The 26069-nt window shown below is 63.6% G+C and carries 19 protein-coding genes; 8 read left to right on the top strand and 11 right to left on the bottom strand.

Annotated elements, in window-relative coordinates:
- Both QCE73_RS19760 and QCE73_RS19755 read right to left on the bottom strand, forming a co-directional pair.
- Window positions 1–1194, bottom strand: coding sequence for a M20 aminoacylase family protein (locus tag QCE73_RS19760; protein WP_309883214.1), 1194 nt, complete (start codon window positions 1192–1194; stop codon window positions 1–3).
- A gap of 95 nt (window positions 1195–1289) precedes the next feature.
- Complete coding sequence (locus QCE73_RS19755; RefSeq protein WP_309883213.1) at window positions 1290–2186, bottom strand: LysR substrate-binding domain-containing protein; 897 nt, start codon at window positions 2184–2186, stop codon at window positions 1290–1292.
- Window positions 2187–2376: 190 nt separating this feature from the next.
- Between QCE73_RS19755 and QCE73_RS19750 the strand changes: the two genes are divergently transcribed.
- From QCE73_RS19750 to QCE73_RS19715, 8 genes are all read left to right on the top strand, one after another.
- Complete coding sequence (locus QCE73_RS19750; RefSeq protein ID WP_309883212.1) at window positions 2377–3693, top strand: MFS transporter; 1317 nt, start codon at window positions 2377–2379, stop codon at window positions 3691–3693.
- A 557-nt stretch (window positions 3694–4250) separates the two neighbouring features.
- Window positions 4251–4808, top strand: a complete 558-nt coding sequence (locus tag QCE73_RS19745; protein WP_309883211.1) for a 2Fe-2S iron-sulfur cluster-binding protein — start codon at window positions 4251–4253, stop codon at window positions 4806–4808.
- Window positions 4809–4819: 11 nt separating this feature from the next.
- A complete protein-coding gene (locus QCE73_RS19740; RefSeq protein WP_309883210.1) occupies window positions 4820–5824 on the top strand; it encodes a xanthine dehydrogenase family protein subunit M in 1005 nt (334 codons plus the stop codon).
- A 21-nt stretch (window positions 5825–5845) separates the two neighbouring features.
- Window positions 5846–8068: a xanthine dehydrogenase family protein molybdopterin-binding subunit gene (locus tag QCE73_RS19735; RefSeq protein ID WP_309883209.1), complete on the top strand. Its 2223-nt coding sequence runs from the start codon at window positions 5846–5848 to the stop codon at window positions 8066–8068.
- A gap of 133 nt (window positions 8069–8201) precedes the next feature.
- A complete protein-coding gene (locus tag QCE73_RS19730) occupies window positions 8202–8915 on the top strand; it encodes a UPF0149 family protein (RefSeq protein ID WP_309883208.1) in 714 nt (237 codons plus the stop codon).
- Window positions 8916–9084: 169 nt separating this feature from the next.
- Window positions 9085–9375, top strand: a complete 291-nt coding sequence (locus tag QCE73_RS19725) for a nucleotidyltransferase family protein (RefSeq protein ID WP_035508667.1) — start codon at window positions 9085–9087, stop codon at window positions 9373–9375.
- Complete coding sequence (locus tag QCE73_RS19720; RefSeq protein ID WP_309883207.1) at window positions 9372–9740, top strand: DUF86 domain-containing protein; 369 nt, start codon at window positions 9372–9374, stop codon at window positions 9738–9740. The genes QCE73_RS19725 and QCE73_RS19720 overlap by 4 nt, the downstream gene beginning before the upstream one ends.
- Window positions 9741–9902: 162 nt before the next feature.
- Window positions 9903–12080, top strand: coding sequence for a malate synthase G (locus QCE73_RS19715; protein ID WP_309883206.1), 2178 nt, complete (start codon window positions 9903–9905; stop codon window positions 12078–12080).
- A gap of 510 nt (window positions 12081–12590) precedes the next feature.
- Here QCE73_RS19715 and QCE73_RS19710 read toward each other — a convergent pair.
- From QCE73_RS19710 to QCE73_RS19670, 9 genes are all read right to left on the bottom strand, one after another.
- Complete coding sequence (locus QCE73_RS19710) at window positions 12591–12776, bottom strand: 4-oxalocrotonate tautomerase (protein ID WP_016347879.1); 186 nt, start codon at window positions 12774–12776, stop codon at window positions 12591–12593.
- A 33-nt stretch (window positions 12777–12809) separates the two neighbouring features.
- Window positions 12810–13586: a class II aldolase/adducin family protein gene (locus QCE73_RS19705; RefSeq protein ID WP_309883205.1), complete on the bottom strand. Its 777-nt coding sequence runs from the start codon at window positions 13584–13586 to the stop codon at window positions 12810–12812.
- Entirely contained in the window at window positions 13564–14475 is a 912-nt protein-coding gene (locus QCE73_RS19700) for an urea transporter (protein WP_309883204.1), read from the bottom strand. Before QCE73_RS19700 ends, QCE73_RS19705 begins: the two co-directional genes overlap by 23 nt.
- 110 nt (window positions 14476–14585) lie before the next feature.
- Complete coding sequence (locus QCE73_RS19695) at window positions 14586–14792, bottom strand: hypothetical protein (protein ID WP_035508654.1); 207 nt, start codon at window positions 14790–14792, stop codon at window positions 14586–14588.
- A 128-nt stretch (window positions 14793–14920) separates the two neighbouring features.
- The gene (locus QCE73_RS19690; RefSeq protein ID WP_309883203.1) at window positions 14921–15868 is read right to left on the bottom strand and encodes a GNAT family N-acetyltransferase; all 948 of its coding nucleotides are present in this window, start codon (window positions 15866–15868) and stop codon (window positions 14921–14923) included.
- Window positions 15869–16556: 688 nt separating this feature from the next.
- Window positions 16557–17402, bottom strand: a complete 846-nt coding sequence (locus QCE73_RS19685; protein ID WP_309884169.1) for a N(5)-hydroxyornithine transformylase PvdF — start codon at window positions 17400–17402, stop codon at window positions 16557–16559.
- A gap of 60 nt (window positions 17403–17462) precedes the next feature.
- A complete protein-coding gene (locus QCE73_RS19680; RefSeq protein ID WP_309883202.1) occupies window positions 17463–19664 on the bottom strand; it encodes a TonB-dependent siderophore receptor in 2202 nt (733 codons plus the stop codon).
- A 47-nt stretch (window positions 19665–19711) separates the two neighbouring features.
- Window positions 19712–21073 carry a lysine N(6)-hydroxylase/L-ornithine N(5)-oxygenase family protein gene (locus QCE73_RS19675; RefSeq protein WP_309883201.1) on the bottom strand — a complete coding sequence of 454 codons (1362 nt, stop codon included), beginning with the start codon at window positions 21071–21073 and terminating at the stop codon, window positions 19712–19714.
- Window positions 21074–21086: 13 nt separating this feature from the next.
- A complete protein-coding gene (locus tag QCE73_RS19670) occupies window positions 21087–26063 on the bottom strand; it encodes a non-ribosomal peptide synthetase (RefSeq protein WP_309883200.1) in 4977 nt (1658 codons plus the stop codon).
- Window positions 26064–26069 lie beyond the last annotated feature (6 nt).

Here is a 26069-nt window from a genome sequence, read left to right as displayed (position 1 = left end):
TCAGGCGCGCGAGAGAAATGCTTCGACCAGACGCACCCAGTACGTCGAGCCGAGCGTGAGGACGTCATCGTTGAAATCGTAGCTGCTGTTGTGCAGCATGCACGGTCCGATTCCATGACCGTGATCGCGATGCGCACCCAGTCCGTTGCCGATATACGCGTAGCAGCCAGGCCGCTCCAGCAGCATGTACGAGAAGTCCTCGGCGCCCATCGTCGGATCGATGTTCGTAGTCACCTTGTCCTCACCGACGACCTTTTGCATCACGCCGAGCGCGAACTGCGTCTCGGCTTCCGTGTTCACCGTCGGCGGATAGTTGCGCACGAAACTGACTTCGGCCTTGCATCGATACGCCGTCGCCGTCGCCGCGACGATCTCCCTCATGCGCGTCTCGATCAGATCGAGGACATCGACGGAAAACGTGCGCACGGTGCCGGCAAGCGTCGCGGTCGTCGGGATTGCGTTGATCGCGTGGCCCGCCTGCATGCGCGTGATCGAGAGCACGGCGGCGTCGATGGGCCGCTTGTTGCGCGTCACGATGCTCTGCAAGCCCGTGCCGATCTGCAGCGCGGTGAACACGGGATCGACGCCATCGTGCGGAATCGCGGCATGTGCGCCCACGCCTTCGATGCGGATCTCGAACTCGTTGCTCGATGCCTGCGTCGCACCGACACGCGCGCCGAATTCGCCCGCCGCCATGCCCGGCCAGTTATGCAGCGCGAACACGGCATCGACGGGAAAACGCTCGAAAAGGCCGTCTTCGATCATCGCTTTCGCGCCGCCGCCGCCTTCCTCCGCAGGCTGAAAAATGAAGACGACCGTGCCGTCGAAGTCGCGATGCTTCGCGAGATATTGCGCGGCGCCGAGGAGCATCGCGGTGTGGCCGTCGTGGCCGCACGCATGCATCTTGTTCTCGTGGCGCGACGCATGCGCGAAGGTGTTCAGCTCGGGAATCGGCAGCGCATCCATGTCGGCGCGCAGTCCGATCGCGCGCTTGCTCGCGCCTTTCTTCAACACGCCGACGACGCCCGTCTTGCCGAGCCCCCGCGTCACTTCGATATCCCAGCTCTCGAGCTTCTGCGCGACCAGTTCGGCGGTGCGCGCTTCTTCGTAGCAGAGTTCGGGATGCGCGTGAATATCGCGGCGAATGGCCTGAATCTCGTCGCGCGACCGGGCGATCTCGGGAATGATCGACATGCTTGCCTCGTGTGTGATTGAGTGACCGAAGCATTGTCGATGGCCGGAAATAACAGCGAAAGCTGATATTTCTTGTCCGTGACTTAAGGAAAGCTTTAGCTTTCCTTCGCCGGTATCGCGCCACGCGAACGCATCCGGATGCGTTCCTGCACGACGCTCATCACCGCATGACGGTCGTGAATCCTGCGCTCCAGCATGCCGACGACGCGGCGCGGCGTGTTCTTCGCGAGCGGCAGCACGCGCAACGCCGGATCGCTCGCCCACGAGCCGTATTCGAGCAGCGGCACGACGGAAACGCCCGCATCCTGCCGCACGAGTTCGACGATCACTTCGAGCGAATTCAGTTCGAGAAACTCGTTCACCGCGAGACGGTTGTGCTTCAGCGCGCGACCGATCAGCGCGCCGGTGCGCTGCGCGCGATCGAAACGCAGGAACGGCCGGCTCGCGAGCATGTCGGCCACGCTGACCGGGGCGATGGCGCGCGAACCGACCGCGACGAGCGGCTCCGAATAGAGCGGCGTCCAGTTGAGACTCGCCGGCGTCTTGCCCGCCATCTCGACGATCACCGCGGCGTCGATCTCGCCCGCTTCCACTTGCGGCGCGAGCGCGAGCGCCTTGCCGGTGAAAAGCCGCACATCGAGCCGCGGATACTGGCCTTTCAATTCGGTGACGACGGATGCGAGCGCGCCCATCGCCGAATCGACTGCGCCGATGGCGACCGATCCGGCGATTTCATCGTCGAGGCCGGTGAGACGCATGCTGTCGTACAGCGCGACGATGCGCTCCGCCTGCGGCAAGACCTGCTTGCCGATGTTCGTCAGCCGGTTGGTGCGCCCCACGCGGTCGAAGAGCGGCCGCTTCAGATCGTCTTCGAGCGATTGCATCTGCATGCTCACCGCCGCTTGCGTGAGCGCGACTTTCTCGGCGGCGGCGGCGAAGGAGCCGTATCGCGCGACGGCGATGAAGGTGCGCAAAAAGCGAATGTTGCTCATCGTGCGTTGGGGAGAACCCGGATCGTTCGATCAGGTTTCCTTGAGTGTCAGTTCAGAAATTCTATATTTTCTTATTTCAACTCGGCGTAATGTTTGCGTGTTGCAGCGGCTCGCGTGCATGGTGCGAGCCGACATAAAAGCGGATGTCGTCGCCCCTGATCAATCGCCCCACGCCCACGGAGTGCATTCGATGAGCACCGTACTACCCGCAGCCCACGCGGCCGAAGAGAACGCCGCGATCAACATGTCCGGCCGCCGAGCGATCGTCGTATCGACCATCGGCAATGCGCTCGAATGGTTCGACTTCATGGTCTACGGCTTCTTCGCCGTGATCATCGCCAAGCTGTACTTTCCCGCGACGAACCCCACCATCTCGCTGCTCGCGACCTGGGCGACGTTCGGCGTCGGCTTTCTGACGCGGCCGCTCGGCGGCATCGTGCTGGGCGCGGTCGCGGATCGCGTCGGGCGCAAGTCGGCGCTCACGCTCACGATCTCGCTGATGGCGGTCGGCATCGCGATCATCGCGTTCGCGCCGACGTATGCCGCGATCGGCATCGCCGCGCCCTTGCTGATGCTGCTTGGCCGCCTGATTCAGGGCTTCTCGGCGGGCGGCGAAGTGGGCTGCGCGACGGCGTTTCTCGTCGAGTACGCGCCCGCCAACAAGCGCGGCTATTTCGGCAGCTTCCAGATGGTCGCGCAAGCGGCGGCGAGTCTCGCGGGCGCGTTCTTCGGCGCGGTGCTCACGCGCACGCTGAGCCCCGAGCATCTGAATAGCTGGGGCTGGCGCGTTCCGTTCGTCTGCGGTCTGCTCATCGTGCCGGTCGGCCTGTATCTGCGCTCGAAACTGGATGAATCGCCGGTGTTCGTCGAGAAGGCGCAGAAGAACGAACTGAGCACGCGGCCGATCCGCGACACCGCCACGAAGCACTGGATGCCCGTGCTCGCGGGCTTCGGCCTCACGGTGTTCGGCACCATCGGCACGTACATCTTCCTGCTGTATCTGCCGACGCACGCCACGCGCGTGCTGCACATGGCGCTCACCGACGGCCTCATCAGCTCGACGATCGGCGCGCTCGTGTATCTCGTCTGCTGCCCGATCTTCGGCCGGCTGTCGGATCGCGTCGGCCGCAAGAAGCTGATGGCGACCGCGCTCGCGCTGTCGCTCGTCACGGCGTATCCGATCTTCGCCGTGCTCACCGCGCATCCGAGCCTGCCGATGCTGATCGTCTGCCAGGCGCTGCTGATGACGTATCTCGGCATCTTCCAGGGCTGCTATCCGGCGTTCATCTCCGAACTGCTGCCTTCGAGCGTGCGTTCGACGGGCATCTCGGTGAGCTACAACGTCGCGGTGATGATCTTCGGCGGCTTCGCGCCGGCCATCGTGCAATGGCTGACGATGACCACGGGCGACCCGCTCTCGATCTGCTACTACGTGATCTTCGGCAGCGCGGTCGCGCTCCTGACGATTCTCCCGCTGCGCGACCGCTATAGCGACGCGCTGCGGTAAGCCTGCTGCATTGCGCTCGCAAAGGAAGGAGAATGGGCGGCCCGCACGGAAATCCGGTCCGCTTAAGTCTGAATTAAGAAAGCGCGCTTACGCTAAAGACTGACTGACCCAACCCCTCCTTCCGGCCGCGCATGCGGCCATTTTTTTTGGAGCGCCACGATGCAGATGATTCTTCGCCTGATCCTGATCCTCGTGGCGCTCGTCGTCTTCACGACGGTCGGGGAGTTCCTTCTGTCGCTCGTCGCGCGGGCCGTGCTCACGCACTGAACCGCTTCGCCGCTGCGGGCATGCTTCGTGCGCCCGCAGCATCTCGTGGCCCGCGCCAGGCTTTCGATCGGGAAAGTTTCGCGTCAGGTGCCTATACTGGCTGAGTGTCGTCTTCGCCGCATCGCCGGCGCCCGAAGGTCCTGCGCCCGCAGCACAGACCCTTTTTCGCCGCCCTTCCTTCGCGCCCTCGGCGCCCGACACGCTTCGCCGCATCTTCGCCTCTCTCAGCCGTGCCGCTTCATCGCCGCATTCGTGCAGCAGCTTGCTGCACAATTCCAGGAGATTGCCCGATGCCACAACGTCACATCCCCCAATCGAAAACCACGCAAGCCGACACACCCAACAAGACGCGGCGAGCCAAAGCCGACGAGTCCACCGCCACGTTCACCTTCACCGTCAACGGCAGCAGCCATACGCTGTCGATCGATCCGCGCACGACGCTATTAGATGCATTGCGCGAGCATCTTCATCTGACCGGCACGAAGAAAGGCTGCGATCACGGCCAATGCGGCGCATGCACCGTTCATGTGAACGGCCGCCGCGTGAACTCGTGTCTGTGCTTCGCAGCCGCCTGCGATGGCGACACCATCACGACGATCGAAGGCATCGGCGAAGTCGAGGCGCTGCATCCGCTGCAGGCCGCGTTCGTCGAATGCGACGGCTATCAGTGCGGCTACTGCACGGCCGGCCAGTTGATGTCGGCGGTGGCGCTGCTCGATGAACCCATCGGTCCGAGCGACAACGACGTGCGCGAAGCGATGAGCGGCAATCTGTGCCGCTGCGGCGCGTATCAGAACATCGTCAGCGCGATCCAGTCGGTGCGGGCGACCAAGCCGTCGTCGAAATAAGGAGCGCCGACATGGACATGTTCCGACTCTCCCGCGCGCGCGACATGCGCGACGCGATCAACGCAGGCGCGCTCGCGCATACCGCGCAGCAAGGCGCGGAAGTGCGCTTTCTCGCGGGCGGCACGACGCTGCTCGACCTGATGAAGCTCAACGTCGAGCGGCCGATGCGCGTCGTCGATATCAGCCGCCTGCCGCTCGACAAGATCGAGGAAACGAAGGACGGCGGCGTGCTTATCGGCGCGACTTCGCGCAACTCGGATCTCGCGCATCATCCGCTGATTCGCGATCGTTACGCGGTGCTGTCGCAAGCCGTGCTGGCCGGCGCGTCCGTGCAGTTGCGCAACATGGCGACCACCGGCGGCAACATCCTGCAGCGCACGCGTTGCGTGTATTTCCGCGACACGACATCGCCGTGCAACAAGCGCGAGCCGGGCAGCGGCTGCTCGGCGATTCAGGGCTTCAATCGCATGATGGCGATTCTCGGCACGAGCGAGTCGTGCATCGCGAGCAATCCGTCGGACATGTGCGTGGCGCTGCAGGCGCTCGAAGCGACGGTTCATATCGAAGGCACGGCCGGCAAGCGCGCGATTCCCATCGATGAATTCTTCCTCGTGCCCGGCGCCACGCCCGATCGCGAGAACGTGCTCGATGCCGGCGATCTGATCACGCACGTCACCTTGCCGCCGCCGGTCGAAGGCGCGCGCTCGGCTTATCTCAAGCTGCGCGATCGCGCGTCGTATGAGTTCGCGCTGGCGTCGGCGGGCGTCGTGATCGGCGTGAAGGATGGACGCATCGCCCATGCGCGCGTGGGTCTCGGCGGCGTCGGCACGAAGCCGTGGCGATCGCGCGAGGCGGAGAAGGAACTGCAGGACGCCGCGCCCGATGAAGCCACCTTCAGGCGCGCCGCCGATGCCGCGCTCGCCGATGCGAAGCCGCAAAGCGAGAACGGCTTCAAGGTCGAGCTATCGAAGCGCTGCATCGTGCATACGCTCAAGATGGTCACGCAAACATCCTGAACCCGACCGAGGAACCCGAACATGTCCACCGCGCCCGACATCACGCAGTCCTTCATTGGACGGCCCCAGTCGCGCATCGACGGACCGCTGAAGGTCTGCGGCCGCGCGACTTACACTTCCGACATCGACTTGCCCGGCATGCTGTACGCCGTGCCGGTCGGCGCCACCATCGCGAGCGGCAGGATCACGTCGCTCGAATTCGCCGCCGCGCAAGCCATGCCCGGCGTGAAGCTGATTCTTCATCGCGGCAATATCGGCCGCTTCTATCGCATCTCCGGCAATTCGATCGATACCGGTTTCGTCGACGAGAATCGCCCGCCGTTCGAAGACGACGTGATTCGCTACTACGGGCAATACGTCGCGCTCGTGGTCGCGGACACGTTCGAAGCGGCGAGCGCCGCGGCCGGCGCGGTCAAGGTCGGCTACGACAAGACGCCGCACGACGTGAGCGCGACGCTCGATACGGACAAGAAGCTCGACGTGCACAGCGAGCGCGGCGATCCCGACAAGGCGTTCGACGATGCGCCCGTGAAGATCGACGAAGACTATGTGACGCCGGTCGAAACGCATAACCCGATCGAGCTGCACGCGACCGTCGCGCACTGGAACGGCGAGAGCTACACGTTCTATGAGACGAGTCAGGCGGTGGCCAACCATCAGGGCACGCTGATGCAGATGCTCGGCCTGCCGAAAGAGAAGGTGCGCGTGATCTCGCGCTATCTCGGCTCGGGCTTCGGCGGCAAGCTGTGGATGTGGCCGCATTCGCTGCTCGCCGCGGCCGCGACGCGGCAACTGGAGCGGCCCGTCAAGCTCGTGCTGTCGCGCAAGATGATGTTCCAGAACGTCGGGCACCGGCCGACCACGCAGCAGCGCGTGCGGCTCGCGGCGACGCAGGACGGTAAGCTCGTCTCGTTGCAGCACGACTTCGTGAATCACGAAGCCATCGCCGACGATTACGCGGAAGACTGCGGCGAAGCGACGCCGTCGATGTACAGCACGCCCAATCTGCGCGTGACGGGCGGCACCGTGAAGCGCAATGTCGGCTCGCCCACGTCGATGCGCGGACCCGGCGCGGTGCCCGGCCTCTTCGCGCTCGAATCGGCGATGGACGAGCTGGCCATCGCGTTGAAGATCGATCCTGTCGAGCTGCGTTTGCGAAACGAGCCGAGCGTCGATGAAAGCAGCGGTCTGCCGTTTTCGTCGCGGCATTTCGTCGAGTGCCTGAAGACGGGCGCGGACAAGTTCGGCTGGTCGAAGCGCACGCCGGAAGTCGGCTCGATGACGCGCGACGGTCTCACCCTCGGCTGGGGCGTCGGCGCGTGCAGCTGGCCGGGTCTGCGCTTTTCGGCGGACGCGACCGTCGATCTGCGTTCGGATGGCACCGCGCGCGTCGCGTGCGGCACGCAGGATATCGGCACGGGCACGTACACGATCCTCGCGCAGCTCGTCGCGGAGCATACGGGCATACCGCTCGACAAGATCGAAGTCGGTCTCGGCGATACGTCGCTGCCGCTCGGTCCTGTGTCGGGCGGATCGGCGGCGACGGCTTCGGTGATTCCGGCGGTATCGGACGCCGTTCGCGCGGCCATCAAGACGCTGCTCGCGCGTGCCGTGAAGGCGGAAGGATTGCCGTTCGCGGGCGCCAAGGCGGACGAGCTCGCGATGAGCGGCGGGCATGTGCATCGCAAGAACGAGCGGCCCGAAAGCGGCGTGCCGTTCGGGCGCATTCTCGAAGCCGCGAAGCTGCATGCGGCGTCGGGTAGCGGCAGCGCGAAAGGCGGCTTCGACGATCCGCTGAAGAAGAAGTGGTCGATCCACTCGTACGGCGCGCACTTCGCCGAAGTGACGTGGGAACCGTCGACGGCGCGTCTGCGGGTGAGCCGCGTCGTCACCGTGATCGATGCGGGCAAGATCCTCAATCCGCGTGCGGGACGCAATCAGATCGAAGGCGCGGTCGTGATGGGCGTCGGCATGGCGCTCTTCGAGCACACCGTCTACGACGAACGAAGCGGCGCGCCGGTCAACAGCAGCCTCGCGGATTACGTCGTCGCGACCAACGCCGATACGCCGAAGATGGACGTCACGTTCCTCGACTATCCCGATACGATCTTCAACGAGCTCGGCGCGCGGGGGATCGCGGAGATCGGGTTGGCGGGAATCGCGGCGGCGATTACGGGTGCGGTGTATCACGCGACGGGCGTGCGCGTGAGGAAGCTGCCGGTGATGATCGAGGACTTGCTGTAAGCGCGTTTGCGGCGCGCCCCGGCTTCCGTCGCGTTCGACGATGCGGAAGCCGGGCCGATTCGGTCAGACCGGATTCGTATAATGGAGTCCGTGGCGAATCGGTGTTCGACTCGCGCATCCATCGGGCAAACCAATGAAAGACCGCACTGGAAATCCGCTGACCGAGCGGGAATTCGATCGCCTGGAAGACTTTCTCGACTCCCTCGGCGACGAAGCGATGACCGTCGAAATGATGGACGGCTTTTTCGCCGCGCTCATTTGCGGCCCTGAATTGATCATGCCCAACGAATGGCTCTCCGCCGTATTGGGAAATAGCGTCCCCTTCACGACCAACAAGGAAGGCGAGCAGATCCTCGGTATGATGATCCGTCACTGGAACACGATCGCAGATGAACTCGAGCGAACGCTTTACGATGAAGAGGCGCTTTATTTTCCGGTGCTGTCAGTGGACGAAGACGGCACTGCCTTGGCCAATGAGTGGGCCATCGGCTTCATGAGCGGTGTAGAGATGCGGCACGGAAGCTGGCACGAGTTGTTCGATGACGACGACCACGCTGGATCGTTGGTGCCTATCTTGATGCTGTGTCACGAGCATGATCCGGACCCCAAGTCACGCACCAACCCGAAAGGACTCGAAAATCGGGAAGACGTGATAACAATGATGATCGGGGGCCTGAGCCACATCTACCGCTATTTCGAACCGCACCGAAGGGCAAGAGCGAATGCAGGTGTGCCGCAAACGGCGCGGCTGAAAGTGGAGAAAATCGGCCGGAATGAGCCGTGCCCGTGCGGCAGCGGACGCAAGTACAAACACTGCTGCGGCGCCGACGCGTCTTCGCTTCATTGAGTGGCGCGTGGCCCCTTCATAGGCTTGAAGTCGAGTCAGGCGGGACCGCCCTTTCGCACGAGACGCTACGGCAAAATCGCTATGCTAGACTGCATGCGCGGTTCTACGCCGAAGAGACGGACACCGTACAGCCGTTGACTCGCGCAGCGGATCAACCTTCCAGATAACCATGAAGCCCTCAATCGCACTAGAAGCTCATCGTGACGAGATCCGTCGCATTATCGAAGCGCATCGCGCGAAGAACGCACGCATCTTCGGTTCAGTCGCACGCGGTGAAGACACGGAGGAAAGCGACCTCGATCTCCTGATCGACCCTACCCCGAAAACATCACTGCTCGATATCGGTGCGATGCGCCATGAGTTGCGCGAGTTGCTTGGCGTGAAAGTGGATGTGTTGACTCCCCGCTCGCTGCCTGACCGGACTCGCGATGCGATCATCGCAGGCGCCATTCCGGTATGAGCCGGGACGCGCTTACGTTAAGCGAATACGTCGATCACGTTATAACGGCGATCGGACGAATCGCCCGCTATACCGACGCGTTAAACGAAGCAGCCTTCAGCGATGACGAGCTGGTGCAAGACGCCGTGGTCCGCAATATCGAAGTCATCGGCGAAGCGTGTCGAAATATCCGCCGATACTTTCCCGCCTTCGTCACCCAGCATCCCGAAGTCCCGTTCCAGTCCGCGTACGAAATGCGAAACGCTCTGACGCACGGCTACCATAAGATCGATTTCGGCGTCGTCTGGGTGACGGTCCGTGAAGACCTGCCTGCGCTCGGCAAACAGTTCGAGTCGCTCGCCATCGAACTGAAGAGCGCCAGTTAGCGTCCTACAGGGCGATTCCATCAGGCGCGGCTCCGGTCCCGCGCGCGCACAGGCACACCGCTTGCAACGCCGCCACGCTTCGATCCTCCCCCAAGACGCGCTACCATAGCTACCTGCCCATCCCCAAACCCCTGTGCAGCAGCAAACTCAGCCGGAGTGCCCATGACCGACATGATCAAACAACACGGCCTTCAGGTCGACGCGAATCTCGCGAAGTTCGTCGATGAAGAAGCCATCCCCGGCACGGGCGTCGATAGCGCGTCCTTCTGGAAGGGATTCGATGCCATCGTCCACGATCTCGCGCCGAAAAACCGCGCGTTGCTCGCCGAGCGCGACCGTCTTCAGACCGAGCTCGACAACTGGCATCGCAGCAATCCCGGCCCGGTGCGCGATCCGCGCGCCTATCGCAAGTTTCTCGAAGAGATCGGCTATATCGTGCCCGCGCCCGCGCATGTGCAGGCGAGCACCGCCAATGTCGATCGCGAAATCGCCGAGCAGGCCGGCCCGCAGCTCGTCGTGCCACTCTCGAACCTGCGCTATGCGCTCAACGCCGCCAACGCCCGCTGGGGCAGTCTCTACGACGCGCTCTACGGCACCGATGCCATCGATGAAAGCGACGGCGCCGAGCGCACCGCGCAGTTCAATCCGAAGCGCGGCGCGAAGGTGATCGCCTATGCGCGCGCGTTCCTCGACGACAACGCGCCCCTCGCGCACGGCTCGCACGCCGACGCGACGAAGTACAGCGTCGAACAGGGCAAGCTCGTCGTCACGCTGAAGGACGGTGCCAAGAGCGGCCTCGCCAACGCCGAGCAATTCGCGGGCTATCAGGGCGACGCGAAAGAACCCGTCGCGATCCTGCTCAAGCACAACGACCTCCACTTCGAGATTCAGATCGACGCGAGCAACTTCATCGGCAAGACGGATGCTGCGCATGTGAAGGACGTGCTCATCGAAGCGGCGGTGAGCACGATCATCGACTGCGAGGATTCGGTCGCCGCCGTCGATGCCGCCGACAAGACGCAGCTCTATCGCAACTGGCTCGGGCTGATGCAGGGCCATCTCGCCGAGCAGGTGACGAAGAACGGCAAGTCCTTCACGCGCAGCATGAATCCGGATCGCGAATACACCGCGCCGAGCGGCTCGACGCTCAAGCTGCACGGACGTTCGCTCTTGTTCGTGCGCAACGTCGGCCATCTGATGACGAACCCCGCCGTGCTCGACCGCGACGGCAAAGAGATTCCAGAAGGCATCCTCGATGCCGTAATGACCACGCTCGGCGCGTTGCACGATCTGAAGAACAAGATGAACTCGCGCACGGGTTCCATCTATATCGTGAAGCCGAAGATGCATGGCCCCGCCGAAGTGGCGTTCGCCGACGAGCTCTTCTCGCGCGTCGAAGACCTGCTCGGACTGCCGCGTCACACCATCAAGATGGGCATCATGGACGAGGAGCGCCGCACGAGCGTCAACCTCAAGGCGTGTATCGCGGCGGCGGGCGCGCGCGTCGCGTTCATCAATACGGGCTTCCTGGACCGCACCGGTGACGAGATGCATTCGTCGATGGAAGCCGGCCCGATGATGCGCAAGGGCGACATGAAGTCGTCGAAGTGGATCAGCTCGTATGAGCGCAACAACGTGCTCGTCGGCCTGAACACCGGCTTGCGCGGACGCGCGCAGATCGGCAAGGGCATGTGGGCGATGCCCGATCTCATGCACGCGATGCTCGAACAGAAGATCGCGCATCCGAAGGCCGGCGCGAACACCGCATGGGTGCCCTCGCCCACGGCAGCCACGCTGCACGCGCTGCACTATCACATGGTCGACGTGCAGCAGGTTCAGCAGGAACTCGAAAGCATCGACTACGACGGCCAGAAGAACGAGCTGCTCGATGGCCTGCTGACGATTCCCGTCGTCGACAAGCCCACGTGGTCGGAAGAGGACATCAAGAACGAAATCGAGAACAACGCGCAGGGCATTCTCGGTTATGTCGTGCGCTGGGTCGATTCGGGCGTCGGTTGCTCGAAGGTGCCGGACATTCACGATGTCGGCCTGATGGAAGACCGCGCAACCTTGCGCATTTCCAGCCAGCACATCGCGAACTGGCTGCGTCACGGCATCGTCACGGAAGAGCAGGTTCGCCAGACGCTCGAACGCATGGCCGCCGTCGTCGACAAGCAGAACGAAGCCGACCCGTACTATCGCCCGATGGCGCCCTCGTTCGACAGCTCGTTCGCGTTCAAGGCCGCGTGCGCGCTCGTGTTCGAAGGACGCACGCAACCGAGCGGTTATACGGAACCGTTGCTGCACAAGTTCCGTCTTGCCGTGAAGGCATCGGCGTAAAGCTCGTTGAGAAAACGCAGCCACGTGGCTGCGTTTTCTCACTCATAGCAGACAACAGGCAGACTTGCGCGCCCCTTACCAATCGGTCGCCAAAAGAATCACCATAGTAAGATTTTCCGTATTTGCAGCGAGAGCCTTAGAGGGGAAAATCCAACAGGCATTCTGTTGATAATGCTAAAAACTCAAGAGGCCCCTCTCAATGAGCGGCAATAAATTTTGGAGCACTAATGAAAAAAGATGAAGAAGCAATGCTCGTGACCGGTGCAGGTGCGACGGCCGGCGCAGTCGGAACGGTCGGCGCCGTTGCTGCGTTAGGCGTTCCCGGTCTGTCGGCAGCCGGAATCACGTCGGGGTTGGCGACTGTAGGTGCGGCGGTAGGTGGTGGCATGGCTGCTGGCGTCGCCGTAACGGCAGCCGCCCCGTTGGCTCTAGGTGCGGCTGTCTACGGATTGTACAAATGGCTGGCTGACTAGCGCCCGACGGCAGAGCAGAACCGCTCTGCCGTCGTTACTACTGCTCCGACCAGAGCTTGCCCGCGGTCGCCCAGTTCTCGCGCTTCACGTCCGTCAGAATGATGTCCACCGAGCCCGGCTCGCAGCCGAGCGTCTCGCACGTCGTGCGCGTGATCGCCTCGACGAACTTGCGCTTCTCTTCCGCCGTGCGGCCTTCGAATAGCTGAATGTTGAATGTCGGCATGCCGTTGATCTCCTGTTTGAGTTGGACCGGTATTCAGTCGCGATACGACGCATCGATGCGATCGAGCTTGCGCAATAGCGCCGGCCATTCGAGCGCGCCTTCGATGGCGTCGTCGTCGTGCAATTGCGCCGCGGTGCGCGTGACCACGTCCGGCGTCGGCACGATCATCTTGCTCACGCCCGCGAGCGCGCGAAGTTGAATATCGCACGCCTTGACGAGCATATCCATCAGCACATAAGCCTCGGCGATGGTGCGCCCGAGCGTGAGCGGCCCGTGATTGCGCAGCAGCATCGCGCGATGCGCGCCGAGACTCGCGACGAGGCGTTCGCCTTCCGCCGGCGAAAACGCGAGACCTTCGTAATCGTGATACGCGAGATGGCCGTGAAAGCGCATCGCGTGTTGCGACGCGGGCAGCAGGCCATGCGGTTGCGCCGAGACGGCGATCGCCTCGCGCACGTGCAGATGCATCACGCACGCGGCGTCTTCCCGGGCGGCGTGCACGGCGCCGTGCAGCGCGAAGCCCGTCGCGTTCACCGGATGCGCGCTCTCGCCGATCACGTTGCCGTCGATATCGATTTTCACGAGATTCGACGCCGTGACTTCATCGAATGAAAGCCCGAACGGATTGATCAGAAAGCGCCCCGGCTCGCCCGGCACGCTCGCGGAAATATGCGTGTAGACGACATCGTCCCAGCCGTTGAGCGCGACGAGCCGGTACGCGGCGGCGAGTTCGACGCGCGTCGCCGCTTCGGCTGCCGAGCGCGGCCCGCTTTCCGCGATCCTGCGCTCAGGCGTGTGGGTGAACGACATGCGAATCTCCTAGTTTCGATGGTCCGGACAGGCGCCGCTCCAGGGCGATGACCGCCCATGACGCCAGCACGAACGGCGCGGTCAATGCGGCAATGCCGATGCAATCGATCACGCGCTCGATCAACACCGCGGCGACGATCGCGATGATCGCATAGCGCTTGCCGAGCGGCGCGGCCGCGAGCGCCGCAAGCGCCGCATTGAAGCCGCACGCGCCCGAGAGCACGACGGCATCGCTCGCGCCGCCGAGGCCGTGCAGTGTCGCGCCGAGCGCGCTGCCCGCGAGCGCCCAGCCTGCCTGCGATGGTCGCGACGCGAACAATCCCGCCGCGATCAACGCGCCCGCGAGCGCGCCGGTCGCGAACGTGATCGGCGCGAGACCCGCGAACGCGGCTTCGAGCATCGGGATAAAGCCGGCGGCGACTTGCGGGATTGCGCCCGTATCGCCGCGATCGGCGAAGAGCGGCAGCCAGCACCACGTGACGATGATGGCGGGGCTCGAAAAAGTCGGCAACCGGTAGCGCGAAAGAACGTGCGTGAGCTTGCTGGCGAGAAAGGTCGCGAACATCGACGCGACAATGGCGACGGCCGTCGCCTGCGACGCATCGCCGATGAACGCGAACGCGGCGAGCGCGGCGAGCGCGCCATTGAAGCCGTAGAGCGCGTCGCGAAACGCGGGCGCGTCGTCATCCTCGATGATCACGCTGATGACATTGCCCGTCAGCGTGCCGATCAGAAGGCCGCACGCGAGGCGCGGGCTCGCGCACAGGACCGCGAGAAACAGGAGCGCGCCGGTCGCGGCATTGCGCTGAAGCACGATTTGCCCGATCGCGCGGGCGAAACTGCGGACTTGGTCGCCGAAGGCGGCGTTCGAATGGAGAGCGGAAGACATGCTGGGCGGCGACGGCACGGGAAGCCGCCAGCATAAAGCAGTCAGCGCGCGCCGGGCGGCGGCGCGCCGAATAACCTGTATGTGACCTGAAGCAGAGGGTGCGGCGGCGCTTAATTGAAGGCCATCGGGACCAGCGGAGTCGGCTCGCCGACGCCCGGATTGGCCATCGAAAGATCCGCGCTCATTTTCACGATTTCCGTGACATTTTCACGGAAGTTGGGGTGGCTTTCCCAGGTGATGTAGCTCGCGTCCATGACGGCGGACAGCGTGAGCAGGGCAAAAGCAACTTTCTCGATGACTTCGTAACGGCGGCGCATAGTAAAGGTCCTCAAACTTTGCGACATTGTAACAGATTTAAGGGTTTTCCCTTAAGGGTATGTTGCAACGCCGCAAATCCGCCGCCGTTACTGCGTTTGCGCTCCGGCCCCCATTCGGCCGACGCGCTTCAGAAGCGAAAATCGTTGAAGAATTTTTCGCGGTCGATCACGGTGAGTGCGGCGCGCTTGTGCGGGAAGTCGAATTCCTTCAGCGTATGAAAGCCCATGCGATGCATGTACGCGATATGCCGCACATGATCGACGCGCGGTTCGCCGACGAGCCGTTCGGTGCGCGGATCGTCGATGAACATGTAGTGCAGCACGCCGCTCCACCACGCCTTGAGCTTGCCTGCGCTCTGGAACTGCGCATCGCCGATCAGCAGGTGCAGGCCGCGATCGAAGTCGCCCGCATCGTAGAACGGGCCCAGGCGATCTTCTTTCGCCCAGTAGAACTCGAAGTAGCCGAAGGGGTGGTCGTCGAAGTAGCCGATCATCGGATGCATGTGCGGATCTTCGCGACGTTCCTTCAGGTAAGCCGCGTGCTCGGCGCGGGTGCCGCGCTGGTCCCAGAAGTGCGCGACGCGGTCGAGATTCATCCAATCGCTGAAGACTTGCGAATCCGCGTCGGGGTCGGCGGTGCGCAGGCTGAAGGTCATGTCGATCTGAGGGAAGTGACGTTCGTAGATCGTGCCTTCGGTGTTGTTGGGTCTTACCGGGTGCGTGACATCGCCGGTTTGCGTGTAGCTGAGCAAGGTTTCGCTCGATGCGGGCGCCTTCAACCACGGTTTGGCGATTTGCCAGAACGTCTGGCGGGATGTCGTCAGGAGCAGATGGTCTTCGACGTGTTTTGCGTTGTCGATCAGGTTTTGGTTTTGCGCTTGTGTTACGAGGGCTTCGGCTTTTTGTGCGTCGGTGCCGGAATACTGGAGTGCAAGCGTCGCCGTGCGGCGCTCAGGTTCGTTGCAGTAGATGTCGCATAGCGCTTCTAGCAACGCGTCTGCGTTCCATGTTGTCAATGGGCGGTTCGCAGGTTGCTTTGCTGTTGCGGCTAGGTCTGGATCGAAACGGATGTTCATCGTTGAGTCTCGGGTAGGTTTGGGTTTGGGTTTGGGTTCGCTTGGGCTTTCGGTAAGTCCTGTTTTCGTGTCGGTCTATTAGCTCTGCCCCTCCCCGGGGCGGGGGTCACTTTCTTTGCTGCTGCAAAGAAAGTAACCAAAGAAACAGCTATCCCCAGCCTAAGCACTTCACACCGGCCGCGGCACAGACGATTGGCTGAATGGCCCGGCAGTAGCGAGTGCCCCCACAAGCAGACAAGGGCTTGGACCGCGCACGGTCTGCGCCACCAAATGTTTTGCCTCACTGGTTCAGCGCCAAATAGCTCCGGCCCGCTTCGCGGCCGATGGGTCAATCGGGTCTGCGCGTGCTTCTTTGCTGATGCCTCTCCTATAGATGGTTTCCCTTGCAAACCCCACGGCAGCGCGCAGCGCTGTGCCGAAGCTATTTAGTGCTGAACCAGCGCGCTAAACCCTCTAGCTCGGCAGACCGTGCGCGATCCAAGCCCGAGTGGGCCTTTGAGGGCGACACTTAGGCGAGGGCCGCTTCCTGCTGGCAAGCATGGCCAACGTGCGTGTGACCGCGGGCGATGAGAAGCTGCTTTCTTTGGTTACTTTCTTTGCAGCAGCAAAGAAAGTGACCCCCGCCCCGGGGAGGGGCAGTGCTAATAGACCACCGCGAAACCGGGATCCGGCGAAAACAAAAAAACCCCTAAACAACATCCCCGGCAAGCGTTTCGGCCATAGCCAAAAGCCCCCCTTCAAGCGCAGGAAACAAACTCCGCTGAAAGTTATTCCAGCGCAATTCGAGAATAGTGTCAGCAGGATCGATACTCGTGCCGAGCACATCAAAAATCACTTCCCCCGAATCGATCCCGTTATCGACGTAATGAAACGAAGCCCCCGTCCGATCGATCACCGGAGCGGACTGCACGCGCATCGTGCTCCAGTCCGCCACGCGCTGACCCCGCGCGCCATAAAGCGCATCGAGCGTCGCATAAGCCCCGCGCCGCTCAAACGGCGAGCCCAACCGCGTGACGCCCGGATGAATATTCGCGATACGCCGACAAAACTCCGCCCCCGGCCGAACGAGCTCATCGAGAATCACAAGCAATCCATCGAGCACGACGAAATCCGCATCGAGCGCATGAAGCTTGTCGAGTAGACGCTTCTCGAACACGCTCTTCTGCACCGCGCGTTCGCCAACCGCATCCACGGCCAAACGCCGATAAGAAGACGGAATCGCATGCAGCAGACTCGTCACCCGCACGCCCTGCACAGCAAGCTCCGGCGGATGAATCCACTGCCCGCCCGGCGCATGACGAAACCCATATCCTGCGAGCTTTTCGCGATCTCGCGGCGAGTCCTCGTCATCGTCATAGATCACGCCTTCGAGCGAATAGAGATCGCCCAGAGGCGAAACATTGAGTTGCTCGACAAGGTATTCCAGCGGCGACTTCATATAGCGCGTGCCGCCCTTGTATTCGATATGCTGTCCCGCGCGATCCGCCGCGGCGTTGCGCAAGGACATGATGTAGACCAGCTTTATCTTCGTCATTGAATCCTGCTCGAAAGTATGGCGGCGCGAATCATGAGCCAACCGCGCCGCCGACGATCATCACCAGTTATAACGGGCGCTCGCTATCACCGTGCGCGGATTGCCATAGAAGCAGGCCGAATCGGACTGGCATCCACTCACGAACGTGCGATTGAAAATGTTCGACGCATTCACCGCGAAACGCCAATGCTGCGTGTCGTAATGAACGGCCGCGTCGTAGACCGTATAGCTCGGGATATAGAGCGAGTTATCCGCCGCGCCCGCAAGGCCGCTTTGATAGCGGATACCCGCGCCGAAGCCCAGGCCGTCGAGCGGTCCCGAATGCCACGTCCAGTCCGCCCACAACGACGCCATCTGGCGCGGCAACGGAATCGACACCGGCCACTTGTCGAGCGTCACGTCGTTTGCGCGGATGTTCTTCACATCCTGATAGACGTATGCCGCGATCACCGACAGATTGCGCGTCACGTTGCCCACCGCGGACAACTCGATGCCGCGCGAACGCACCTCGCCCGTCTGCACGGAAAACGTGCCGGTCGGATCGGTCGGATCGGGCGTGAGGACGTTCGTCTGGTTGATCTGATACACAGCCGCGCCGAGCATCAGGTTCTTGCCCGGCGGCTGCCAGCGCAAACCCGCTTCGATCTGGCGGCCCTTCGTCGGCGCAGGCAAGCCGCCATCGGCCATCTTCACGCCGATGATCGGATTGAACGAAGTCGAATAGCTGATATACGGCGAAAGACCGTAATCGCCGAGATACGTCAGGCCGACGCGTCCCGTGAACGCGCTGTCGTCCTGCTTCAGTTGCGTGCCGCCGACGATGTCGTCCTGCTTCGTGTTGCTCCAGTCCTCGCGGGCGCCCACGGTCAGCATCCAGCGATTCCACTTCACCTGATCCTGCGCATAGAGGCCGAAGTTATCGAGCGTCGTGCGCGTGTTCGTCTGGCCGAAGGAATCCGGGCCGCTGAAGATCGCGGTCGATACCGGCGTATAGACCGGGTTGTACATGTTCAGGCTCGGCGCCTGCGCGAGCCATTCGCTATCGGTCGAATTCTGGCGGTTGTACTCGAAGCCGAGCAGCACGGTATGTTCGAGCGGCCCCGTGCCGAAGCGCGCCTGCGCGTTGTTGTCGATATCGAAGCGGCTATAGTTCGGCTGGAACAGACCCGCATAACGCGCGAGCGTCTGCTCGCTCGGATCGCTCGGATCGAGACCGCCGCCCCACACCGCGCCGTTGTCGAGCGAGAGATGCATCCAGCGCGTGTTCTGGCGGAACGTCCAGATGTCGTTGAACTTGTGCTCGAACTGATAGCCGACCGACCATTCCTTCTTGCGATAGTACGAGTAGGTCGGATCGCCCGTATAAAGGTTCTCCGAAATCTTGCCGTTCGGATTGGGCAGCACCGTGCCTTGCGCGGGCAGGAAGTTATTCGATGCATCGCCCCAGTCCTGCAGATAACTCGCCGCGATCGTCAACGACGTGTTCGCGTTCGGCTGCCAGCGCACCGATGGCGAAACCGCGAAGCGCTGCTCCGCGTGCGGACCGGTCATCGAATTGCCGTCGCGCCCGACCGCGAGCACGCGATACGACAAGGTGCCGTCCTTGTCGATCTTGTCGCCGATATCGAACATCACCTGCTTGCGCGCATAGTTGCCGATCTGCACGCCCGCCTCGCGATAACGCCCGCCATCGGCGAGCTTGCTCTGCACATCGACGATCGCGCCGGGATCGCCCTGACCGTACAGCACCGATGTCGGTCCGCGCAGAATCGTGATGCTGTCGATCATGTACGGATCGACGCGCCAGCTCGACAGGTTCAGCGTATTCGGCACCTGAAGTCCATCGACGAAAACCGTCGGCGTGAAGCCGCGCAACGCCGAATACCAGTCTGAGCGAACATCCGAGCCATACGACGAAAAGCCCGGCACATAGCGCAGCGCTTCGTTGATGGTGGTCGCGCCCGTTTCCTCGATCTGCGTCGACGTGACCACGTTGATCGTCTGCGGAATCTCGTCGATCGGCGTATCGGTCTTCGTGCCCGTGCGGCTCTTGCGCGCGACGAGCCCGACGGTATCGTTCCTGTCCGCCGCCGCGTTCACGCGAACCGCGGGCAATGTGCTCGTCTGCGGCGCATCCTGCTGCGCGGCCTGTGCCTGTTCCTGTGCCTGTTCCTGTGCCAGCGCATGATCGGCGGCCGCCAGGCTGAATGCCATGCTCGCCGCTATGGCAATCGCACGGCGCGTCCCTCTTCCCCACGTCATTCTTCTACTCTCCATCGCAATGCGGCTTCCTGTGCGCCGCTACTTTGTCAAAGAGCCACGGCCACGCGGCCGCCGCTCACCCCGGTTTTCCTCGCATCCGCCGCTGGTTCCGCGGCGTGTTCCTGACCCGCGCCGGCAAGCGATGCGGCGATCTCGTCCGAGCGCACCGCGAGCACCGAAAGCAGCGTGTCGGAGAGACCGTGGCTGTCTTCACAGCAGCCTTGCAGATAGATGCGCGCCTTGAACGTCGAAGGCGTGACGAGCCGATAATCGCGGCCGACATTGCGTTGCGCGAGCGCGTCGTCCAGATGCGGCGCGAGGTCGTCGAGCAGTGCGAGATGCGTGTCGCGCCGATAGCCCGTCGCGAGCACGAGCGCATCGAATCGCTCCGCGCGCGCGTGGCCGGTCAGCACGTCGCGCATCGTCAGTTCGATCTCGCCGTTCGCGCGGCGCGCGGTGCTTTCGATGACCGTATTCGCCAGCAGCCGATGCCGCGTGTCATCCGAAACCTTCTGCAGATAGAGCATTTCGTAGATCTGCTCGATCAGCGGACGATCGACGACCGCGTAGTTCGTGTCGCGGAAGCGCTCGATCAGCGAGCGCCGTCCGTCTTCTGATTGCGCGAAGACGACATCGGTGAACTCGGGGCTGAAGATCTCGTTGACGAAGGGCGTATCGTCGGCGGGCTTGAGTGCGCTCGCGCGAATCACGAGCGTCGCATCGACATGCGGGAAACGGCGCGTGAGATCCGAGAACACTTCGGCCGCGCTCTGTCCCGCGCCGATCACCGCGATGCGCTTCTTGCCGTTGCGGCCATCGCCCGCGACGCGCTCGATCGAACTCAGATACGCCGACGAATGAATCACGTTATGCGGCCCGAGCGATGCGAACGGTTCCGGCACGCGCGCCGTGCCGCCGACGCCGACCGACAACGCCTTCGTCACGCGACGCCATTCACGTCCGTCCTCGTCCTGCGACACGACGCGCAGCGCGCTTACGTCGCCGTTCGCTTCGAACACCGGTTCGATGGCCGTGACGCTCTGTCCGTAATGCACGCGATCGTCGAAGGCTTGCGCGACCCAGCTCAGATAATCGTGAAACTCGACGCGCGTCGGATAGAAGTTCTTCAGGTTCACGAATTCGTTCAAACGTCCGCGCTCGAACAGATAGTTGATGAACGTGAAGCGGCTCGTCGGGTCGCGCTGCGTGACGAGGTCCTTCAGAAACGAAATCTGCATGCGGCAATCGTCGAGCAGCATGTCGCGATGCCAGCCGAACTCGGGCTGCCGCTCGATGTAGCACTGCTTCATGTCCGACGTACCGCGCTCTTCGGCGAGGCGCACGGCGAGCGACAGATTCGACGGCCCAAAGCCGACGCCGATCAGATCGAATACGGTTTCTTTCTTCATTTCCCTGTGTCTCTCAGATGTCATTGGTCGATGCCAGCGAGAAGCGGCGTGCGAGCGTCGAGGCGAGGCCCGCGAAATGCGGTGTGGCGAATACGTCGCGAATGGCAATATCGAACCCGGCCTTGCGCGCCGCATCGACGAAGCGCACGACGGCGAACGATGTCGCGCCTGCCGCGAAGAGATCGTCGTGCGGCGTGAGGATTTGGCCGTCGAAAAGTTCGCTCCAGATGGTCGCGAGCGTTCGCGCTTCGCCGGTCGCTTCGTTCTCTTCGTTCGATGACTGCGGTGCGATACGCGCAACACCTTCGAGCGTTTCTTCGCACGCGTCGAATACTTCATGCGGCGCGTGCGCGAACTGTTCGACAGTCGCGAGATAACGCCGCGCAAGCGTCTCGACGAACGCAGCATCGACGCGCTCGTTCGCATAGGAAAACGCGCAGCTCACGCGGCCATCGGGATATTCGGTCACGTCCAGCTCCAGATCGAACACCACGCGATGACGCACGTCATCGAAGCCTTCGATCGCGAGGCCCGCCCAATCGCGCGCGGCCATCGCGGCCGGGCGGAGGTAGTTGAACATCACCTGGAAGAGCGGATTGGCCGCGCCGGGGCGCTGCGAGTTCAACGCGGACACGACATCGGCGAACGGCGCATCGGCGTGTGCATAGGCGGCGAGCGCCGCGTCGCGCACGGTGGCGAGCAAGGTCGCGGGCGTATCGTCCGTCGACATGCGCGTGCGCACGACGACCGCGTTGATGAAGAGCCCGAGCGCATCGCGTGCGGCATCGCCCGTCGATTCGCGTGTCGATGCAAGCACGCCGATCGGCTGATCGAGCGCGCCCGTCAGACGATGCAAGGCCGCGTTGAGCGCCGCATGCAGCAGCATCGGCAGCGTGGCGTGGCATGCCATTGCGAGCGCGCGGCCGCGTTCGACGAGCGCATCGTCGAGATCGAACGCGATGCGGCTTGCGAGCCATTGCGGGTCTTCCATGCGGCCCGATGCCGGCGCGGGCAATGCGATCGCGGGCAGTGCCTTCAGCGCGTTGCGCCAGAACGCGAGACGCGCGCCCGTCGCGGACGACGGCAGCACCAGCGCATTCGATACGCGCTCCGCCACCGACGCGCCCTTCTGCAACGCTACGTACGTCGCGCGGATATCGTCGAGCCAAAGATCGATCGATGTGCCATCCGACACGATGTGATGCACGACGAGCGACAGCACGTGATCGTCGTCGTCGATGCGCAGCAGACGCGCGCGCCATAGACGCTTCGCGTGCGCGAGATCGAAGGGCGTGAGCGCGTCTTCATCGGTGATGCGCTTCGCCTCATCGACGCGGCCCGCGACATCGATTACCGGCAACTCGAAACGCCACATCGGCGCGATGCGCTGACCCGGCGCCGCGCCCTCGCGCTCGACCAGTTGCGTGCGCAACGCCGGATGACGCGCGGCCGCTTGCGCGAGCGCTTCGCGCAAGGCGTCGGCATCGAGCGGACCGCGCAGTCTCACCGCGACCGGAATGTTGTACGCGGCGCTTTGCGGCTGCGCCCGCCACAGGAACCAGAGGCCGAGTTGCGCGGCGGACAGCGGCCATATGCCGTTCTCGTCGGGCTCGAACGTGCCTTGCACCGTATCCGCTGCGCCTTCGCATGCACTCGCCTGCTGCACTCGCTTCGCGTATTGCGACAACACCGGCGTTTCGAACAGCGCGCGCACCGGCACATCGCGTCCGAGCATCTCCGCGATGCGCGTCACGACCCGCACGGCCACGAGCGAATGCCCGCCGAGTTCGAAGAAATGATCGGCACGTCCCACGCGCTCGACGTTCAGCACTTCGCGCCAGATTTTCGCGAGCGCGGCTTCGGTCCCCGCTGAAGGCGCTTCGTAGCGGCGCTCCTTCTTCGGCGGCTCGGGCAACATCGCGCGATCCACCTTGCTGTTCGCGTTGCGCGGCAATGCATCGAGCACGACGATATGCGCCGGCACCATGTAATCGGGCAACGTGCGGCGCAGATGCGCATCGAGTTCGGTGGCATCGGCGGCACGGCCGAGCGTTGCGCGTTCGCGCGCATCGGCTTTCAATTCGACATACGCGACGAGCGCGGCTTGCGCGCCCTTGCCGCGCACCACGGCGCACGCCTCGCGCACATCGTCATGCGCGGCGAGCTGCGCTTCGATTTCACCGAGCTCGATACGCAAGCCGCGCAGCTTCACCTGATGATCGACGCGGCCGATGAAGTCGAACACGCCATTCGCGCGGCGTCGCACGAGATCGCCCGTGCGATACAGACGCGCGCCCGGCTCGCCATACGGATCGGGCACGAAGCGCTCGGCGGTCAGCGCGGGACGGTCGAGATAGCCGCGCGCAACGCCGACGCCTTCGCCGCCGAGATATAGCTCACCGATCACGCCGACGGGCAGCGGATTCAAACGCTCATCGAGCACATGCGCGGTACGCGCGCCGACGAGCGTGCCGATCGGCAGATACGCGCAATCCGCGAGCTTCGCGGGATCGTCGCCGGGATTGAACATCCACAGCATCGGCGTGATGACAGTTTCAGTCGGACCGTAGCCATTGACGATGCGCGCGTTCGGAAACGCGCGGCGCATCAACGCGAAGGCTTCGCGCGATGTCGCTTCGCCGCCGACCGTGATCGACTTCAACGTGGGCGGTGCGCCGTGCACGAGCGCCCATTCCGCGAGCTGCGTCGCGCAGCCCGGCGGCACGTAGGTCATCGTTACGCCTTCCTTGCGCATGAGTTTGCATGTCAGCGCGGGCGGCCAGAGCGTGTCGGCAGTGATCGCGACCGCCGCGCCCGAGATGTACTGCGAGAACCAGCCTTCGTGCGCACCGTCGAAATTGACCGACTGGAACAGCATGAACGTATCGCGTTCGGTCGCGCCATAACGTTCGGCGATCGCCACGCAATGCCGCGCGAACGAACCGTGATCGACGATCACGCCCTTCGGCTTGCCCGTCGATCCCGATGTGTAGATCGCGTAGGCCGCCTGTTCCGACGCGACTTCGGGCAATGCGACGCGCGATGTGTGATCGTCGGCGTAGAGGCTTTCATCGTCGAGCAGCAGGATGCGCGCGTTCGCGGGCACGGGCAGCGCAGCGAGGCTCGCGCGCTCGGTGACGATATGCTCGATGCGCGCATCGCCGAGAATCTGCGCGAGCCGTTCGCGCGGATGGCTTGGATCGAGCGGCACGAATGCGCCGCCCGACTTCAGCGCCGCGATCAGGCCCACGAGCAGATCGACCGAACGGCTCAACGCGACGCCCACGCGCATTTCCGGACGCACGCCCGCATCGATGAGACGTTGCGCGATACGCGTCGCGCGCGCATCGACTTCGCCGCGCGTGAAGGCTCGCTCCATATCCGCGACGCCGCGCGCATCTGGCACCGCCCGCGCATGACGTGCGATACGTTCCTGCACGGAGATGAATTCCGGCGCGCGTTCAGGCGTATTGCGATTCCATGCCTCGAGCTGCGCGCGCTCGTCCTGCGGCAGCCATTGCAGATCGCCGACGAGCGTGTGCGGCGCATCGAGCGCATTGCGCAACAGTTCGACGAAGCGGCGCGCGAGACGCCCGATCGCATCGGCATCGAAGAGATCGAGCGCATAGATGAACGCGGCATCGAGCGAGCCATCCGCGCGTTCCTCGAAGTTCGCGGTCAGATCGAACTTCGCGAACGGCGTGCCGGAAGGCAATTCGGTTGCGCGCACATCGGCGAATAGAGGCAACGAACGACGCGCGCCATAGGCCGCCATGACCTGAAACAGCGGATGATGACTCGCGCTGCGCACGACGCCGAGCGCTTCGACCACTTGCTCGAACGGCACGTCCTGATGCGATTGCGCATCGACGAGCGCGCCTTGCGCGGCATCGACGAGTGTCGAAAACGGCTGCGTTACATCGACCCGCGCCGCGAGCGTCAGCGTGTTGACGAAGAAGCCGATCAGCCCCGCCGTCTCCGCGCGTTCGCGATTCGCAGCGGGCACGCCGATCTGGATATGCGCTTCGCCCGATGCGCGCGCGAAGAGCGCATCGAGTGTGGCAAGCAGCACGGCAAAAGGCGTCGCGCGGCTTTCGTTGGCGAAGCCGCGCAGACGCGCGGCAAGCGCCGCATCGAGCGTGAATACATGACGCGCACCGCGCGCGCTGCGTTCGCCGGGACGCGCTGCCGCACCCGGCAACATGAGCACGTCGCGCGAAGGATCGAGCCGCTTGCGCCAGAAATCGAGTTGCCGTTCGCGCTCGCCCGCATCGAGCCAGCGACGCTGCCAGAGCGCGTAATCGGCGTATTGAATCGGCAATGGCGCGACGGACACCGCCTCGCCCCGTGCATACGCGCGATAGAACGATGCGAGCTCGGCCAGCGCGATATCGGCGGACCAGCCATCCGACACGATGTGATGCGTCGTCAGCGAAAGCCAGTGCGTGTTCGCGTCGAGCTTGATCAGATGCGCGCGCACGAGCGGCGCGTGTGCGAGATCGAAGGCGCGCGATTCGTCGGCGAGTGCAAGCGCGGCGGCACGCGCCTCACGCTCCGCGACGGGAACATGCGTGAGATCCACCGATTGCCACGGACAGCGCATCGGTGCATGCACGGTTTGCAGCACGCCGTCCGCGCCTTCCGAGAACGTCGTGCGCAGCGCTTCGTGACGCGCGATCAACGCATCGCACGACAGGCGCAGCGCGTTCGCATCGAGCGCGCCGTCGAGTTGCATGCGCTCGGTGATGTGATACGCGGCGGGCTCGTCGATCATGCGCGCGTGCAGCCACAGACGCGTCTGCGCGAACGACGCGGCGACGCCCTTCATTGGCTCGTCGCAGCCCTCGCTTCTTGCGCGAGGCGGAATCGGCAGCATACGGAAGTCGATGCCCGCGTCGGCGAGCCGCGCGACGAACACCTTGCGCTGCGCATCGGGCAACTGCGCGAAGCGCGTCGCGAGCGAGAGCAGATCGGGTTTGGCCTGCGTCATGCGTTT

This window comes from Caballeronia sp. LZ029 (genome assembly GCF_031451275.1).
Taxonomy (GTDB): Bacteria; Pseudomonadota; Gammaproteobacteria; order Burkholderiales; family Burkholderiaceae; genus Caballeronia; species Caballeronia jiangsuensis.
Note: the sequence above shows the minus strand (reverse complement) of the source record. Positions and strands in the feature narration are given on the sequence as shown.